The following is a 15,669-nucleotide window of genomic DNA, read 5'->3' as shown; positions in this document are numbered from 1 at the left end:
AAACGAAACTGATACCCATCCACGGGGTATGGTAAGCTATCCCTGACAGCAGATACTCAAAACGGAGGCAACGATCATGGAATTAGTGTGGGAACAAGGGCGGCAGTCGACCTGTACCGCCGCAGCACTGGCAGGGGCGTTCCTGGGCGCGGCGCTGGGAGCGGACTGCATCCAAGGCACGGTTTCCAAGGTCTACGATCCCCGGACGGTTCCAGGCGCAAAGGTGCAAAAGGGCGTGGCCTGCCATGTGCTGCCCGGAAAGGTGGAGCTCAATGTTATGATCACTTGGTCAAAGAGCTACTATGTTGCCAGGAAGCACGGCAGTATGCAGGCCCATTTTACCTTTGAGGCCATGCCGGGGCGTTCCTATGCCGCTGTGTTCAATGTGAAGGATTCCAGCGCGAAAATCATCTCGTTGGACGCAGGGTAACCGGTGAAAACCGGCAGGAAGCGGGTACCAGAGGACAGACAGAGATTTCAGGCCCTTATAATATCCGAATCCTGACAGTTAGAAATACCGGCGTTGGAAGTATTGGAGATAAAGCTGATGCTGAAAAGAAGGGTGGTGGAAGGGATCAGTGTATGTGTCGTGAAGGCGGAACAGGTTCAAAAGAGCGTCCAATGGTACGCAGAAGCCTTTGAGGGCGGTATGGGCATCGCCGGGCGGGGCCTTCGGGCCTACTACCAGGAGGGCTGGAGAACACGGATTCCGCCGGATCAAAGGAATTTCCTGCTCGCGCTCCAGCAGGGGGCGGAGCTGGGATACCCGGACTGGATGTTTCACTGGGCCTTTGAGTTATACTTCCATCTGGGCCGGAAGCAGGAGGGTTTGGACTACGCCCGGAGGGCTGCGGAACAGGGACATCTCAAAGGCTGGATGATCCTGGGACACGCCTATCGGTATGGAAATGTGGCGGAGCAGAGCTTTTCAAAGGCCCTGGCCTGCTATGAGAAGAGCGCGGCCTTTGGAAACGACTCTTACGCCAGCAGTCAGCTGGGAGAGCTGTACTTCCTGGGCCTGGGTGTGAAGCAGGACTATGCCACTGCGGTGCAGTATCTGGAACAGAGTTATGCTCTGGACTCGGACAATACGAACCTGGGGATGCTGGGTGTATGCTGTCTCCTGGGCTGGGGCTGCAAGCAGGATTCCGTCCGGGGCCGGACGCTGCTGACGCAGATGAACTGCCGGGACTCCCAGTACAAGTCTTACGGCCTGGGGCGGATGTACGCCGAGGGGATCGGGGTGCCGGAGAACATAGAGAAAGGCGTCCGGTATCTCCAGGCGGCGGGCGATTATGAACCGGCAAAGGAAGCGCTGAAGCAGTATAAGAAAAGTATCTTCGGTGTGTGGCGGCGGAGGCGGTAGCGTAAGAAAAATGGCGTAGATAGTTTGACATAGGATTGACCTGTTTCCTCCGGCTGTGATTCCTGGAGGCAGACCGTTTAATCAATACATATCAAAAGACAATGGAGGTAGTATTCATGGCAAAACCAGTATTTGAGGCTCAAACCGGCGAAACCGTATTCGCGGAGAAGGTAGCGGTGGACTGCTGGAAAACGCCCGGGCAGGCTGTGGGACGGCAGGTGTCCGGGAAGGGCTATTTCACGGACAAGCGCATCGTGTTCCTGGCCTCCGGCCTGATCGGGACGGCCGGCGCCAGCTGGGAGATTCAGATGAAGGACATCCAGTCGGTGGAGACCTGCATGACGCCGCCCTGCTTCCCATTTGGCGTTCTGCTCACCATGCGGGACGGCGGCAAGTACAAGCTGGGCATCACGAAGCGCGGCAAGTACATGGACTGGATCACGCAGCATATTTCCTGAAAGAAACCGGACTGCCCTGGTGGGGAGGAATCCCACCAGGGCGGCGCGGCGGATAGGCCGGGAGAAGATGTCCTGACGATGAAATTGAGGTGAACAGCTATGGGCAAAGGTGCTCAAGGAAAAAAGATAACCTATCAGACCAAAAGACAAAAGGAATATCTCCTGTCATATGAAAAAATGGATGAAGTTTCATTTCTTCAAAAGGCAGTATTGGAATCATTGGAGAAGCTCTCTTTGCCGGAAGCAAACTGGACACTGCCGGAGCTGAAAGCCACCGGGCGGAAATTCACCTATGAGTTTGCGGGAAAGACAGAAGAAAAAACACCATATAACAATTTCCTGACAGGGTATAATACCCTCCACAGCCTTATCAGCCTTTACCGCTTTTTAGCTGAATTAGCGTGGTGCATGGAGAGTAATACAAACAAGTGCAAGGAGTATCTTTACTTGGCTGCCTATTGCCAAAAATGTATCTGTCAATGGCCGGACCACGACGAAAACCATAATAGTATCGGTCTTGTTTCTTTATCCCGTCTGGACCTGTTTTATATGGCGCTGATCGCGGATGCGAATACAGAGTTTATCAAAGAACTAGGGGAGCTTCTTTCCATTCCTGAGCGGACCTGGAATCCGTTTCTCACATACCGGGGCAACGCGGTGATCCGCCTGTCAATGGGAGACAAAGACCAAGCAGGCTATTATGCGGAGAAGATGCTCAAAGAGGATTCCCGCCCCTTATGGCTGAACTACGCGCACTGCATAGAAGCGATTGTGTCCGGGGATGCCGATACTGTGAATGATACTCTATGCGCTATTGTCAGCAGTTGGCGGCGCACCTCCGGCCCGCCCAGACTCTTGGTTATTCACGCAATCGGCCTGGCAAAGTTGGCGGTCAAGAACGGCCTCCAGGTCACGATTGACACCATGGACTGTCCCCAGGCGCTGATCCAGCCCGCGCAGATGGACTACAGCCGCCTGGATCTGCCCAGGCCGAAGTACGGCTTCCCCTGGGAGAAGGAGGCAAAGGATTGACGATGCGCTCTAAAATTCTCAATACGATCGGCTCCATCGCGGCCCTGCTGGCGGTGCTGACGTTTTTCTTTTCCATCCGCCCGGAGGACTTCCTCCGCCGGAACGAGGCCGCTGTGACCCAGGCCGAGGTGGAGGCCGCCGGAGCAGCCGTTTCTTTCACCGGGAAAAAGGCCGGGGCGGACATCCCCCGGGTAGCCGGGGCGGAGGACTTCATGGCGCAGTACCCGTTCAGCCAGTTCACCGTGGAGCCGGTGAACGCCGTTCCCACGGGCGTCTATGAGCTGGCTCGCTGGCGGAGCAATACCGCCGTGGTAGGCCACCGCACTCGCAACTACTCCCAGGCCACCACCAACGCATTGTGGGCGATGACGGGCTACAACGAATATACCATCATCGAGTTTCCAGACGGCACGCACGCGCTGGCCCTGTTTGACCGTGGGCTTGCCGCCGATCTCGCCAAGGGAAAAGCCGTCACGCTCCCCATCAGCGCAAGGGTGGGGGTGGATACCTACGCCAAGCCGTATTTGCAGGACATCTGCGCCGAGTACGGGGCGGACTTGGAAAACGTGGTATACGCCTTTGACGACGGCTGGTACAAGGAACACAGCGGACAGATTTTGATGATACGGCTGGGCGTTGTGGCTGGCCTTATCGTGGCCGGGGCTGTCTTGTGGGCGTTTGGGGAGGGGCTGTTAAAACGGAAAAGAACAAGGAGGACATAGTTATGTCTAAGTTATCGGTAGAACAATATTTCAAAAGGGAACACGAGAAAACATTTCAACTGCTTATTGACCAGTGCAAAACGGCAGAACAATGCGCTCAGGTCTGTGCTATGTCCTTATCGCGTTTTTATCTCCAGCTCGCGGCAACGGTCGAGTTCTTCCCGCAGGTAGATATTCTGCCTGGGTATGAGCGCATATTAACAGACATGGAGCGGTTCGCCTGCGATGATAAAGCTATTACAGCAGAAATGGCGCAGGGATATGAGGATTGGTGTCTTCAGATTACGGAACTGCTGGAACACGGGACTGTCCAAAATCAAAGCTATCCGCCCCATTGGCGGCTTCAACTTTTGCCGGGATTGATTGAAAAACTCGGAGCATTCTTCGCAAGCGGCACACCCCCATATTGGGATGCTATAGAGATTTCCCTAGTTGGCGCCTGGCTGCTATTTGTACATGAAACAGGGCATAAGCACCCAAATCCTAGGAACTTCAACTACTATATGTTCATCCGTTCAAAACACCCGGATATAGAGGCGATTGGTAAAGAACGCGACGAACTGAGGGCAAAACTCTCCAAAAGCGTGACCTACCATAATGCCTATGAAGCCATATCTGATACATATAAGAATGAGTGCAAAAAATACTGGAGTGAGGCCGTCGCTGAACACCAACGCTTAAAGGCAGAGTATCATCCCTTGGCTCCAGAAGATTTGGTGCTGACTATGCGTGAGCTGGACCGCATCCGCGCTGATGTCCAGTTTGCCACCGCAGAAAACCCAACCAAAGCGGCCATTCGGCAGCGGCTCCAGTATTATCGTACCTTAGATATAGCAGAGGAACCGCGTACATAAACGGACTCTGGAAACATGGACCGATTCGCTGATTGCCGCACTTGCTTTGTCTATAAAATGTGATAAACTGGCATCGAAAAAAGCATCACATTGGGGGCGTATTTATGGAACAGAAATGGGAACAGGGCCGAGACTCTCTTGCCATACCGGGGGCCATCCTGGGCGCGGCGCTGGGGGCGGACTGCTTGGCGGCAATGGTGCGCTTCGGCGACGTGCCGCTGATCCTCTGCGGGGCGCTGACCGCCCTGTTCGCCGTTCGGACCGGGGCGCTGACCGCCGGGCGGGCCGGCCGGACCAGGACGCAGCTGGCCCTGCCCTGGGTGCTTCTCTTTGACTGCCTGGGGCACCATCTCTATTTCGCCCTGGAGACCGCCCCCGGCGACCCGGCAGGCGTGTGGCGGGCGTTCCTCAGCCTGGGGGCTCTGCCCGTCTGGTATTGGGTCCGGCTGGCGGTGCTGCTGGCGGTATCTCTTTGCGCCTGGGCGCTGCTGTTCCACGGAGCCGGGCAGGACCGGAAGCGATGGATCCGGGCCCTCCAGCCTGTCCGGATGGAGCAGGACCCGGCCCCGGCGGAGATGGAGTTTTTTCTGCCGGACTTCGGCTGGATTCGGCCCCACCTTCTGGTGCGGAAGTTTTCCCGGGGAATCTGGCTGGCGCTGCTGTTCCTCTGCCTCTGGATGGGCCGCCTGACGGGTACAGAGGCCCTTTGGGACCGGGCCGCCATGGGCATGGGGTTCAGCCTGTTGGTCATCGGCTCTCTCCAGGGACCCCCGGCGCGGCTTTGCGCCGGGGCGCACTGGCTCTATGTCCGGCAGGAAAACCGGCTCTGGCGGGTGCCCTTGAACCAGGTCCTGGACCCGGAGCTTCGGGTTTCCCTGGCTTGGCTGGCCGGGGCGTGGGACATACTGCCCCAGGTCCGGCGGACGGCCTTCCGGTCCACGGTGGCGGCGGTGATTGCCGAGGGGAAGCTGGAGACTTGCGAAATCAAGAAGCCCACGCTGATCCGGCAGTCCCCCTGGGAGTGGGTGGTGTCCGACAGCCGGGGTGGACAGCACATGATCCCCAAGGTCTACCCCGGATTCACCCCGGTCCCCGGAGAGGCGGAACGGGTCCGGTCTGCCCCACATATCCGGTGGGTGAATCCCGCCGTCACGGCGGCTGTCACCGCCGTCTGCCTTGCAGCGGGACTGTTCATGGGCGTTCAGGAGCAGCGCCGCCCCGAGGCCCCGCCGCCGAAGCTGCCGGTGGAAGCGGCGGAACCTGAGAAGACAGGTCCCGCCTCCATGGAGCCAGTCGTGCCGGAGGTCATTGGAGACTACATATTGAACGGCCTGACCCTGCGGACCGACGACGCCTTCCAGGCCAGCACCAGCGGCTTCAACGACCTGGAGCGCGGCGTGTTCTATCAAATCGAGCTGCGCTTCGGCGTGGGAGAAGACACCGCCCGGCTGGCTCTGATGGAATCGGAGGGAGAGGATGTCCGCTGGCTGCGGCCGGAGGGGGACGGCTTCCTCTGGCGGCTGGGAGAGAACGGCGTGGCCTATCAGTACAACCTGCGGACGGTCCGCCTTTCAGACGGGCAGCTCTCCCACATCGGTACGGCCCTCTCGGAACGGGGGACCATGCTGATCCTCACCTGTGACCATGGGGAGGAAATCGAGGAAGAGACCGCCCGGGGGACCATGCTCTACATGCTGGAAAATCTCCAATTCACCGGCCCGGCTATTACGGAGGAGAACTATCAGGACCAGCTCCGCCCGGCGGTAAGCATGGGGTTCAGCTACTGCGGACAGGCGTTTTTCAAGGCCCCGGAGGGTTTGTTTCCCTATGACGCCTACCTGGATACTTTCCTGCCCTGCGGCGGAGAGGTACAGTATTTTGACGGCGGCATCTCCATGATGACCAAGGCCCACGGCCTCCGGGTGTCCGCCGCCGTGGTGCCCAACGAGGGGACTGCTTTGGACGTGGTGCGGGAGGTCTACGAGGACCTGAAAGCCGCCGGGCGGCAGTACGACGAGGGGAACTACCTGGAGGACGCCTACAACGAGGAGGGCAACAACGCCTGCCGGGTGGCCGTCTATTACGACGGAGGCCGGACCCGTGTCACGGCGATGGTAGCCATGGAGAAGTGGAAGGGCTGCTACCTCTACAAGGAGCTGACCTGCCTCCCCGAGGAAATGGACGGGGAGTACAAGGCGGTCTTCAAGGAGATGGAGAAGGTCTGCGGCATTACGGTGTCCGTCATGGAGGACCTGGGCCGTCAGCAGAATTAGGAGGCGGAGACATGAAAACAAAGGAGCGGGTATTCCTAGGGATTCTGGGCGCGCTGCTGGGGTCTATCTTGGGGAGCGTCAGCATTGTGCTGGAAAACCAGGTGTCGAACACCTTTTCCCTGATTGGCGGCGTAGCCATGGCGGCCTTCACCCTCCAGGGCTATATTCAGCTTGCCGGACGGCTGAGCAAAAAGGGTGTGGCGATTTCCCTGGTACTCATGGCCGTGATGTGCGCCCTTGCCAATCAGGTCAACTGCACCATTGAGATTATGGAGACCGTGGAGGCCGTGCAGGGGATGGACTTTCTGGAGGCCTTCGGGCGCTTTGAGGAGCTGCCGGAGGTTCAGGAAATCCGCTCCTGGTACGACGGCCAGCTGTTGTTATTATATCTCTTCACCCTTTGCGGAAGTCTCTTGATTCTGGTACGGAGCCTCTGGAAGCCCAAGAAGGAGGCGCGGCGCAAGGCAGTCTTGGAGGAGGCGCTGCTGGGTGAGGAGCCGGAGGAAGAGAAGCCGGAGCTCCAGGGGACCCTGTATCCCTTCCGAAAAGCGTGGATGAAGCCCGTGCGCGTCAGCGCCGGCGGGGCTGCCGTGGCGCTTCTGGTGGCGCTGGTCGCCTTGATGATGCTGATGCCAAGGCTGGAGGAGCGCTTTCAGATCCGCTTGGAGTTCGGGATGATTTTGGGTATTTTCCTCAGCTTCATTCCTCTGATGTGGATTACCCTGACCATCACCCGGTACTGCAATGTCTTCCAGATTCTCTATGTCCGGGCGGCGGGGCGGCTCTGGCGGGTGAACCTGATGAAGCTGTGCCGTGTGGGGGACTGGGAGACCCTGCCCCCGGCGCGGCAGGCGGTGGTCCGGGACGACATTCTCTGGGAGCTGGAGAATATCTTGAACGACGATCTCTCCGCCTGTGATTCCGGGGCCGTCACCGAGCTGCGGGACATCCAGGCGGAGAAGGAGGACCGCTGGAGCTGGACCATTTCCTATGAAACGGACTCCGGCGGCCGGAAGAAGCTGAAAATCCCCAAGGGATATCCGGACTTCGTGCCCGTCATGGGGATGGAGCGGGCGGAGGGGCCCACGCCCTATCGCTGGCTTCCGGGACTGGCGGCGCTGGTCTTGACGGTGGTTTTCCTGGGCGGGGGCTTTGCCGTTGACAGCTGGCGGACGTCCCAAAACGAGGGGGACGCCCCCGCGCGGGACATCCACGACCTCCCGGAGGAACCGGCCCTCCCGGACGTCCCCGTCCGGGTGCCGGAGACCGCAACGGAATTTGTGATTTCAGAAATCAGGTTCCAGATAGACAGAGAATTTCAGTACAGCCGCCGCCGGTTCCTGGACGGCGAAACGGGGACCTCCTACCGGGTCTACACCCAGTACGGCGTGGACGCGGCGGACGCCTGGGATACCCTGACCAGTCAGATTCATTCGGATGACCCGCTTTATGACCGCTTCCAGGCGGTGTACTCCGGCGAGGACCTGCTGGCCCCGCTGGGCGAAGCGTCCGGATATAACATCGTGTCCGTGTATCGGACCGACGGCACCATTCACCACACCGCCGCCGCCCTCTCCGATACCGGGGCTCTCTTTACCCTGGAGGCGGAGCATACCCAGGCGGGCCAGTCCCCGGAGGAGGTTCTGGCGAACCTGATGTATACCCTGGAAAGCGTCCGTTTCGAGGGGCCGGAGGTGACGGAGGAGAACTACCAGACGAAAATTCACCTCTCGGAGATTCGGAACTGCGCCTATATGGCGGCGGCCTACATCAAAACGGACCACTTCGGGCACGAGGCCTTTGTGGACGTTTATGTTCCCTACAGCGACGCGCCCATCTACGCCCCCGAGGGCCGGGCCATCCGCACGGAGGCCCACGGGCTGCGGGTCTATGCCTCCATCTTCCCGGGGGAAAACGCCAAGGAGGTGGTGGAGGCCCGGCAGCAGGTTCTGGCTTCCACGGGACAGATCTATGAGGACGGCGTGGACGACCAGACCTATCGGGAGGATTTGGACGTCGCGTGTATGCTGACGGTCTATGAGGAGAACGGCCAAAAGCGAAACGCCGTACTCTATGCCGAGAGCATGTGGGAGGGTTATTATCTTCTCCGGGAGATCACCGGTCTGCCGGAGCAGATAGATGAGGAATACCTGCCGCTTTTGAAGGAGCTGGAAGGCATCTTCGGCCTGACCATGCCGGTGCTGGAGCAGTTGGGGGAGTAAGGACGTATGTGGAACACGCTGAGAGAAATCCGAAAGTTTACGCCGAAAGCCGAAGTGGACCGGATTTTAGGGGCATCTCCGGTGCAGATAGAAGACCGGCCCGCCTGGTATTACGGCGGGGGATTTGTACTCCACTACTCCCCCGTGCGTTTCCGGGTCGAGGGGATTCGGCGGGTGGAGTACGGCGAGCCCGGGGAGTATATTGTGGGCGGCTGGCATTTTCCGGACGCGGATACATTGAAATTGGAGCTGGGCCTGACCTGCTTTGACGCGGAGGACGCGGCACCGCTGGAAGAGGACATCGTGGACGGCGTGATCACCTATCAGTCCACCTTCCAGGAAATCCACCGGTGCGCGGCGCGGCACTCCCTGGAGTATTACAGCGAGGGGGAGACCCAGCGTCAGGTGGAGGGCAGCATGGCGTTTTTGAGGCGCTGGATTACCTGGGAAGAGTATGAGTTCTACTTTTACGGCAAGTCCAGGAAGACAAAGGTGACAGGCTTCTATTTCGTCCAGCCGGAATGAGCCGGATATACAACAGAAGTCAGGAGGCGAAGGGCTTGAAAAAGGATAAAAAGGCGGCGACGGGTATTCTCAGCCTTGTTTTGTGGGCGGCGCTGCTGACCGTGCTGCTGCACCTGCTGGATCGCCGCGGCGGCGGGCACCTGATGGAGGGGCTGGGGCATGTGCTGTACTGGCTCATGCTGTGTATCGCGGTGTTCTTCTTCTGGTGGCTGCTGATGGGCTGGCGGCTCCGCAAATTTATGAAGCGGCTCGACAGAGCGGGCCTGGATTACCTGAGAAGCCGCGATGTGGACGGGTATCTGTTGGAGCTGGACGCCTGCTGTGAGATGGTGGGAGTTCGGAACATGACATTGGGTGGAATCCCAGCCATGGACTATGTGACGATTCTTAAAGTCAGAACCTTGCGGGAGGCAGGACGTGAAGGGGAAGCCTTTGCTCTGCTGGAAACTGCAAAGCAGGAGATGAAGGGCGAAAAGGCGCTGCTGCTTTTGCGGGACGAAGAGGAGAAGCTGGAGAAGCACCAATGAATCAGAAATGGGATGAAATCAAGGAAAGATTATCAAAATCAAAAATGCGGGGGATACGAGATGACTAAACAGCAGGAAACAGAATTTGTGGAACAGGCTTTTCAGAAGTTGAAGAAGCGTGGCTGGTTCGCAGATCAGGAGCTGGAGCGGTCCACTGTCACAGAGGAAGAAATCGCCGCATTCGAGGCGAAGCATCAGGTGATGTTGCCCTCCTTGTATAAGGCGTATCTTATGTCTTATCGCATCCCAGATCGGGAGTATATCATGTCTATCACGGGGGACCCCGCCCCAGATTGGGGATATGGCGGCGGCCCTCTCTGGCTGGATCTGCGCGGTGCGGTGACGATGGAAGAACTAGAAAAGTGGATGGAGATTCTCCGGGAAATCCGGGACTACTGTGATCTGCTGGAAGAGAGCTTCCGCTATCTCATCCCCATTGGAGACTGGGGGGCTGGCTGGGGGCCGCTATGCCTGGACTTGTCCAGAGAGGGTGAAGTGGACCCCCAAAATGCAGATACCTGGTCTGTGGTATGGTTTGATCATGAGGACTTCGAGTGGGAGCAAAGCTATCTGGGCGAGGATGGCCTGCTCCACGGACAGTCCGTTGCGCCGGACTTCAAAACGCTGCTGGAGTGGTATTTCTGCGGCTCCCTGGAAGCTGAGTTTGAGGCGGACGCCGGCGTTAAGCCCACCTATGAGTGGTATCAAAATGGGGCGCACTATTGATGGAGATGTTGGAAGGCTATGCTTCATAAACAAAAAGGAGGAGCTATGAAATCATTTCTGAAATCTGTGTTTTTCAAGAACTTTCACGATTTGCTGTGGTATTTGTTCCTGGGAACCGTTTATAATGGGGCGACCGGAGAACTGGAGGATTCAGTATCTGAAGCTATTTGAAACAGACAGAGGTGGACCATGAAGAAGACAGGGAATAGAAAACGCCTCCATCTGGCGGCGCTGATCCTGGGGGCGTATGCCGTATGTCTCGGTTTCGGCCTGGTGCTGGCGGGCCTTGAGGACCTGCGGGGAGCTGTTGGTCTCATCCGCCTGCTGCTGGGCTTAGGGATGATGGGCTTCGGCCTTTTTGGGGTCTGGGACGGTTTGCGGGACAAACTCCGCCCCCAGGAAAAGCTCCCGCTGAAAGCCTCAACGCAATACGTTCTGACGGACAGCTCCGGGAACCGTACCTCTAACGTCACAGTGGAAAGGATTCGGGCGGAACTGGGAAAGCTGCAGGAGGGAGAACAGGACAGCTTCCACCTCCAGCTTCTGACGCCTTTGGAGGTTTCAGAGTGGGGCGAGCTAAAGCAAATCTCCTGTACGGTCCAGTCTACGCTTGCGCTGCTGGCTTTTTTTCAGACGGCGGATGGCGGCTGGCTGATCCAATATCTCAACGAGGGATACATAGACGAATACTGGGATGATGTCACCGCTTTGGCGGGGGGACAGGAAAGGAAATGACATGGGGAAATATTTCAGCGACGTGGTGGACAAGGCCATCGAAGACCTGTACTACTGCTGTGACAATGACCGGGCCAAGGCCGCGGCGGAGGCGCTGTTTCAGGCTGCCAAGGAGGGGGACGGGGATGCCTGTTACTTCCTCTCCCGGTGCTTCTCCGGCTCCTGCTACAGCTGGGAGTACCATCCCTTTGAGGAAAACGAGGCGGCGGCCTATGCCATGCTGCGGGAGTCTGTCGCGAAGGGCAGCGCCGTGGGAGTGCTGGGGGCCATCCGCATGGATATGCTGACGCCGGATATGCGGGAGAGTATGCCCTTTGAGAGTACCCAGGCCGCTTGGGATGTGGTCTATAAGAAGGCGGAGGCCGGGTGTCCGTTCTGCCAGTATATGATTGGGAACACCTACTACTTCCTGGACGTCATCGAGATCGGGGATCGGTCGGAGCGGGAGTTCGGGAGCCGGAAAGCGTGGGACGATTGGCGGCGGGAGCAGATGCAGGCAAGTCTTCCATGGTTTGAAAAGGCGTTTTCCGGCGGCATGATTCTGGCGGGACGAAGTTATTGCATTTATTACCAGAGTGGCAGAGGAGATCTGATCCCTCCCGAACGTGAAAAGGCTGCGCCGATCATGCGCCAAGGTGCGGAACGCGGTTACCCGGAGTGGATGTACGCCTACGCCAAACACCTGGCCTACGCCAAGGATGACCACAAGGCGGCCCTTCCTTGGGCGCTGAAAGCGGCGGAGGCCGGACACCTCTGGGGATGGAATGTTGTGGGAGACATTTATTGGGAGGGCAAGGCGGTAGAGCGCAATCTTTCCTATGTTATAGAGTGCTACGAGAAAACCGCCAGCTATGGTAACGACAGCTATGCCTGCCGCCAGCTGGGGCGCATGTATTTTCACGGCTGGGGTACGGCTGTGGATTATGCGCGGGCAGTTCAATGGCTGGAGAAGGATACGGAACCGGAATCTATCCAGTACGATCTGCTGGGAATCTGCTATCTGCTGGGGTACGGGTGCCAGCAGGACCCGGCGCGGGGAAAAGCGTACCTTGAGAAAAGCAAGGACTCGCCCTATAAAAACTATGGCCTGGGGATGATGTACGCCGAGGGCTTGGGCGTCCGGGAGGACATTGAGCAGGGCGTAGTCTATCTAAAGAGGGCGGCGTGGGCGAACTACGAACCGGCGAAGGAGGCGCTGACGCACTATAAGAAGAGCTGGTTTGGCGTCTGGCGGCGGAAGTGACAATAGAATTCTGCGCTGACTTAAACTGCAAAGAGAAAATAGGAGGAACTCTGTATGATTCGTTTGGATGCACCCATTTGGAAAAAGCTGAGTTCTGCGGGAAATGACGCGGACCGCTGGCTTCGGGAGTTGATGGAGGGCAAAGGGGACCTTCGTGAAAGCATAGAAGTGGTAGCGGAGGACCTGAGCCACCAGTTGAGCTGGTACAGTGCCACGGCCTATGCGCTGCCGCATTTGGCCGCTCTGTGCCCGGGACTTTCCAAGGAGGACAAAGTTTTCCTGATTGCCCAGATGGGCGCGGCCATCGCGGCGGAGGCCGTGGAGCCGTTGGAACTGGACACGGAGGCGTATCGCGAGTTTCGGGAGGGCCTGGAGGGACTGCGCCGGGAGACTGCGCCCCTGCTGACGGACCCGGAGGTACATAAGCAGCTTTGCGGAGAAGCGGAGCTTGGCACGATGTTCGCCCTGGGAGCGCTGGCGGTTGTTGGGGACAGGAAACACGCCTATGACCTCTGGTATCTGTCCGGCTCCACTTGGGAAGAGGGTCCCGCCGCGTGTGAATGCGGATGGGAGGACGAAACGATCTCCCTCATAGAGCCGCCGGAGTTTCTGGAACCTGTTGAAATCGGCCTGTGGGACAGGCGCTCCCTGGAGGATGAGGCCGTCTGGCTGTCTGGCCTGTTGTCTTTGATTGGGGATGAAATGATCGCGCCGATTCTGCCCCTTGCCTACGGCACGGGGACCTGCCCGGAATGTGGGAAACGGGAACCCTATTGGACATGGATGGACCGCTTTGTGGAAGAGTGCTGAAAAACCTTTGAGGAGGCGGAGGAAGTGTTTATGAGAAAACCGGCGCAGCCTTATGGGGATGCGAGGGGGGGTGTAATGGGAGTATTAGGCGGTCTGAAAAGGGAGGACAAAAACCCCAAAAAATTGAGCGATTACATGGAAATTCCTGCCGGCAATGTTATAAAGGAATCTCGAACGAACATCCCTGGCTTCTGTGATAAGCCATATATCGTATACATCTATCCTGGTGAGTCCCGTATGAAAATTCATATCAATACCGATTTTTCTCCGCAGGGAAAGAAGGTCCGTCTATGTACGGATTATGACCGTGGCTTATGTGAAACCTTGGAAGAATACAAAAGCCTGCCCATCGACCGTATTGAGAACCAGGCGTATGGCTCCTGGATGGATGGCGCTAGGTAGTGTTCCGTTTCGTGGTTAAACAGCGGATACAATCTGGAAGGAGGACTACCCATGGGAGTATTCCTGCAAACCGCCCTGTTCCCCGGCTGCGAGGAATCCGCCGCCAGGGACGCGGTGGAAACGGCGGCAAAGAATCCGGCGTTTCAGATCAACCTGAAAACCTGTCGGTATGCGCAGAGCTTTGAGGGCACCCAGGTCCTGATGGAGGGGGACTGCTTAGGCTTTGCCACGCTTGCCAAAGCGCTGGCCGGCCTTTCTGAGAATCCTGTGATGCTGCTGTACATCTATGATGGGGATTTTTGGGGCTATGACTTCTACGGCGGAAAGGAAGAGGACCATTTCAGGACCCGCCCGGACAGCTTTGGCCCCGTCAACCCGCGAGAAAAACAGCGCCTGTCCGGCAATCCGGCGGCGCTGTCAGGCTGGCTTCCCACCTGGGACATGGAGATGATGCGTCGGTATCTTGTTCACTGGTCCGATCTGGACAAGGAGGAACTGGAGGAGACCGCCTGCCCCGGTGACCAGTTCCCCTACGGCGACTGCTGGCAAATGACGGACTTTATGGCCCGCCTGGGCTTCCCCTGGGCCTTCGACCAGGTACGGGAGGCCCCGCCCCTCCAGCCGTCCTATCCCAAACTGCGGGAGATTCTGGAGCGGGAGCTGCCCCCTGTTTCCAAGGAAGCGTCGGCGGCGGGACAGGCTCTGCTGGATAAGCTGCCCACCGCCCTCTCTTATGACTACATCCGGCGTTTGCTGGAGGAGGACGGCGTAAGGGAGTTCGGCTTCCCGGAGAAGACGCCGCCGGAGATTGTGGAGGAGGTTCAGCAGCACCGCTGGACGGTGAATCTCCCGGAAATGAATCCTCTCTGCCGGCGGCTGGCGGTGCTGGCGGCCTTCTGTGCCTTCTGGCTGCGGGGGAGCATTGCCTGGGGCTTTCTGGACTATGCCACCTATGAGCCGAGATACGGAAACTTCCCCAAGCCCACCGACGTCTATGTACTCCGGGCCCGGGCGGCGCTGGCGGACTATTCCAAGCGCCATCGGGCCTGGAGAGACCTGGAACGGCTGATAGAGCTGGACCCGGACAACCGGACGCTGTATGAGGCGGAGAGCAAGCGGTGGTTGGACATGGAGCGGGCCCGGGAATCGGATATGTCCCAGTATCACGATAGGATTATGCGGGAGTTCGCGGAGGAAAAACGCAAGGAAGAGGAGAAGGAGGCCCGGCGGCTCCAGCTGATCCTGGAGAAGCGGCGGAAAAAGAAGACATAGATGAAATATGAAATCATTCAAATATATCCTTATCCCAACGTTTCCTTTGAAATGAAAAGAAATGGTGAAATAATTGGGAACACTGTGAGGCTCCCCAAGAAAAGGCAGCCTCACAATTACGAAATCAACTTTCTTGGAAAGAATATCCGCATGACAATGGATACACATTTATTCACTGTGGATATGTTGCCTTGGAGGAAACCAAAAAGCGATCTCTATTTTCTATTTCAGAACGCTAAAAAATGTGGTGAGTTGTATCATTTTCATAATCATATGCTGGAACTGTACGGATGTACTTATACAATGCGGAGGATCGACTTTGGCACTGCGACAAAAATCCCTATTTGGGAAGGAGAGTTCAAAAAAGAAAAACCGACTGGAAAGCAGATTGCGCTTATCGAAACCACGAGTCAAAATCAAGAGCTGAACCATTACCAAGTGACTGCTTTAGATAGCGTCGTCAATAAAAATATGTTATAATAGTCTCCAAAGTAGTGGGAGG

17 protein-coding genes are annotated in these 15,669 nt (G+C 57.5%); all 17 read left to right on the top strand.

The window, feature by feature from the left end; translation table 11 throughout:
• Positions 1-76: 76 nt before the first annotated feature.
• Positions 77-430: a hypothetical protein gene (locus QZ329_RS12050; RefSeq protein WP_295752928.1), complete on the top strand. Its 354-nt coding sequence runs from the start codon at positions 77-79 to the stop codon at positions 428-430.
• Positions 431-547: 117 nt separating this feature from the next.
• On the top strand, positions 548-1,366 hold the full coding sequence (locus tag QZ329_RS12045) for a tetratricopeptide repeat protein (protein WP_295752926.1): 819 nt from the start codon (positions 548-550) through the stop codon (positions 1,364-1,366).
• A 116-nt stretch (positions 1,367-1,482) separates the two neighbouring features.
• On the top strand, positions 1,483-1,824 hold the full coding sequence (locus QZ329_RS12040) for a hypothetical protein (protein WP_295752924.1): 342 nt from the start codon (positions 1,483-1,485) through the stop codon (positions 1,822-1,824).
• A gap of 99 nt (positions 1,825-1,923) precedes the next feature.
• Positions 1,924-2,856: a hypothetical protein gene (locus tag QZ329_RS12035; protein WP_295752922.1), complete on the top strand. Its 933-nt coding sequence runs from the start codon at positions 1,924-1,926 to the stop codon at positions 2,854-2,856.
• The gene (locus QZ329_RS12030; RefSeq protein ID WP_295752919.1) at positions 2,853-3,578 is read left to right on the top strand and encodes a hypothetical protein; all 726 of its coding nucleotides are present in this window, start codon (positions 2,853-2,855) and stop codon (positions 3,576-3,578) included. The genes QZ329_RS12035 and QZ329_RS12030 overlap by 4 nt, the downstream gene beginning before the upstream one ends.
• Before the next feature lie 2 nt (positions 3,579-3,580).
• Positions 3,581-4,432, top strand: a complete 852-nt coding sequence (locus QZ329_RS12025) for a hypothetical protein (RefSeq protein ID WP_295752918.1) — start codon at positions 3,581-3,583, stop codon at positions 4,430-4,432.
• Positions 4,433-4,536: 104 nt separating this feature from the next.
• Complete coding sequence (locus tag QZ329_RS12020) at positions 4,537-6,705, top strand: hypothetical protein (RefSeq protein WP_295752917.1); 2,169 nt, start codon at positions 4,537-4,539, stop codon at positions 6,703-6,705.
• 11 nt (positions 6,706-6,716) lie between these two features.
• On the top strand, positions 6,717-8,927 hold the full coding sequence (locus QZ329_RS12015) for a hypothetical protein (RefSeq protein WP_295752915.1): 2,211 nt from the start codon (positions 6,717-6,719) through the stop codon (positions 8,925-8,927).
• 6 nt (positions 8,928-8,933) lie between these two features.
• Positions 8,934-9,452, top strand: coding sequence for a hypothetical protein (locus QZ329_RS12010; RefSeq protein WP_295752913.1), 519 nt, complete (start codon positions 8,934-8,936; stop codon positions 9,450-9,452).
• A gap of 35 nt (positions 9,453-9,487) precedes the next feature.
• Positions 9,488-9,979 (top strand): hypothetical protein, encoded by a 492-nt coding sequence (locus QZ329_RS12005; RefSeq protein WP_295752911.1) that lies wholly within the window; start codon positions 9,488-9,490, stop codon positions 9,977-9,979.
• A gap of 60 nt (positions 9,980-10,039) precedes the next feature.
• Positions 10,040-10,705: an SMI1/KNR4 family protein gene (locus QZ329_RS12000; RefSeq protein WP_295752909.1), complete on the top strand. Its 666-nt coding sequence runs from the start codon at positions 10,040-10,042 to the stop codon at positions 10,703-10,705.
• Positions 10,706-10,894: 189 nt separating this feature from the next.
• Entirely contained in the window at positions 10,895-11,440 is a 546-nt protein-coding gene (locus tag QZ329_RS11995) for a hypothetical protein (RefSeq protein WP_295752907.1), read from the top strand.
• A gap of 1 nt (position 11,441) precedes the next feature.
• On the top strand, positions 11,442-12,683 hold the full coding sequence (locus QZ329_RS11990) for a tetratricopeptide repeat protein (RefSeq protein ID WP_295752905.1): 1,242 nt from the start codon (positions 11,442-11,444) through the stop codon (positions 12,681-12,683).
• 54 nt (positions 12,684-12,737) lie between these two features.
• A complete protein-coding gene (locus QZ329_RS11985; RefSeq protein WP_295752903.1) occupies positions 12,738-13,493 on the top strand; it encodes a hypothetical protein in 756 nt (251 codons plus the stop codon).
• A 30-nt stretch (positions 13,494-13,523) separates the two neighbouring features.
• Positions 13,524-13,895 (top strand): hypothetical protein, encoded by a 372-nt coding sequence (locus QZ329_RS11980; RefSeq protein WP_295752901.1) that lies wholly within the window; start codon positions 13,524-13,526, stop codon positions 13,893-13,895.
• 51 nt (positions 13,896-13,946) lie between these two features.
• Positions 13,947-15,167 carry a hypothetical protein gene (locus tag QZ329_RS11975; RefSeq protein ID WP_295752899.1) on the top strand — a complete coding sequence of 407 codons (1,221 nt, stop codon included), beginning with the start codon at positions 13,947-13,949 and terminating at the stop codon, positions 15,165-15,167.
• Positions 15,168-15,647: a hypothetical protein gene (locus QZ329_RS11970; protein WP_295752896.1), complete on the top strand. Its 480-nt coding sequence runs from the start codon at positions 15,168-15,170 to the stop codon at positions 15,645-15,647.
• Positions 15,648-15,669: the final 22 nt, after the last annotated feature.

Origin of the sequence: uncultured Oscillibacter sp. (assembly GCF_910579365.1) — a bacterium.
Lineage (GTDB): Bacteria > Bacillota > Clostridia > Oscillospirales > Oscillospiraceae > Oscillibacter.
The sequence above is the reverse complement of the archived record's forward strand: the minus strand, read 5'-3'. Positions and strand labels throughout refer to the sequence as shown.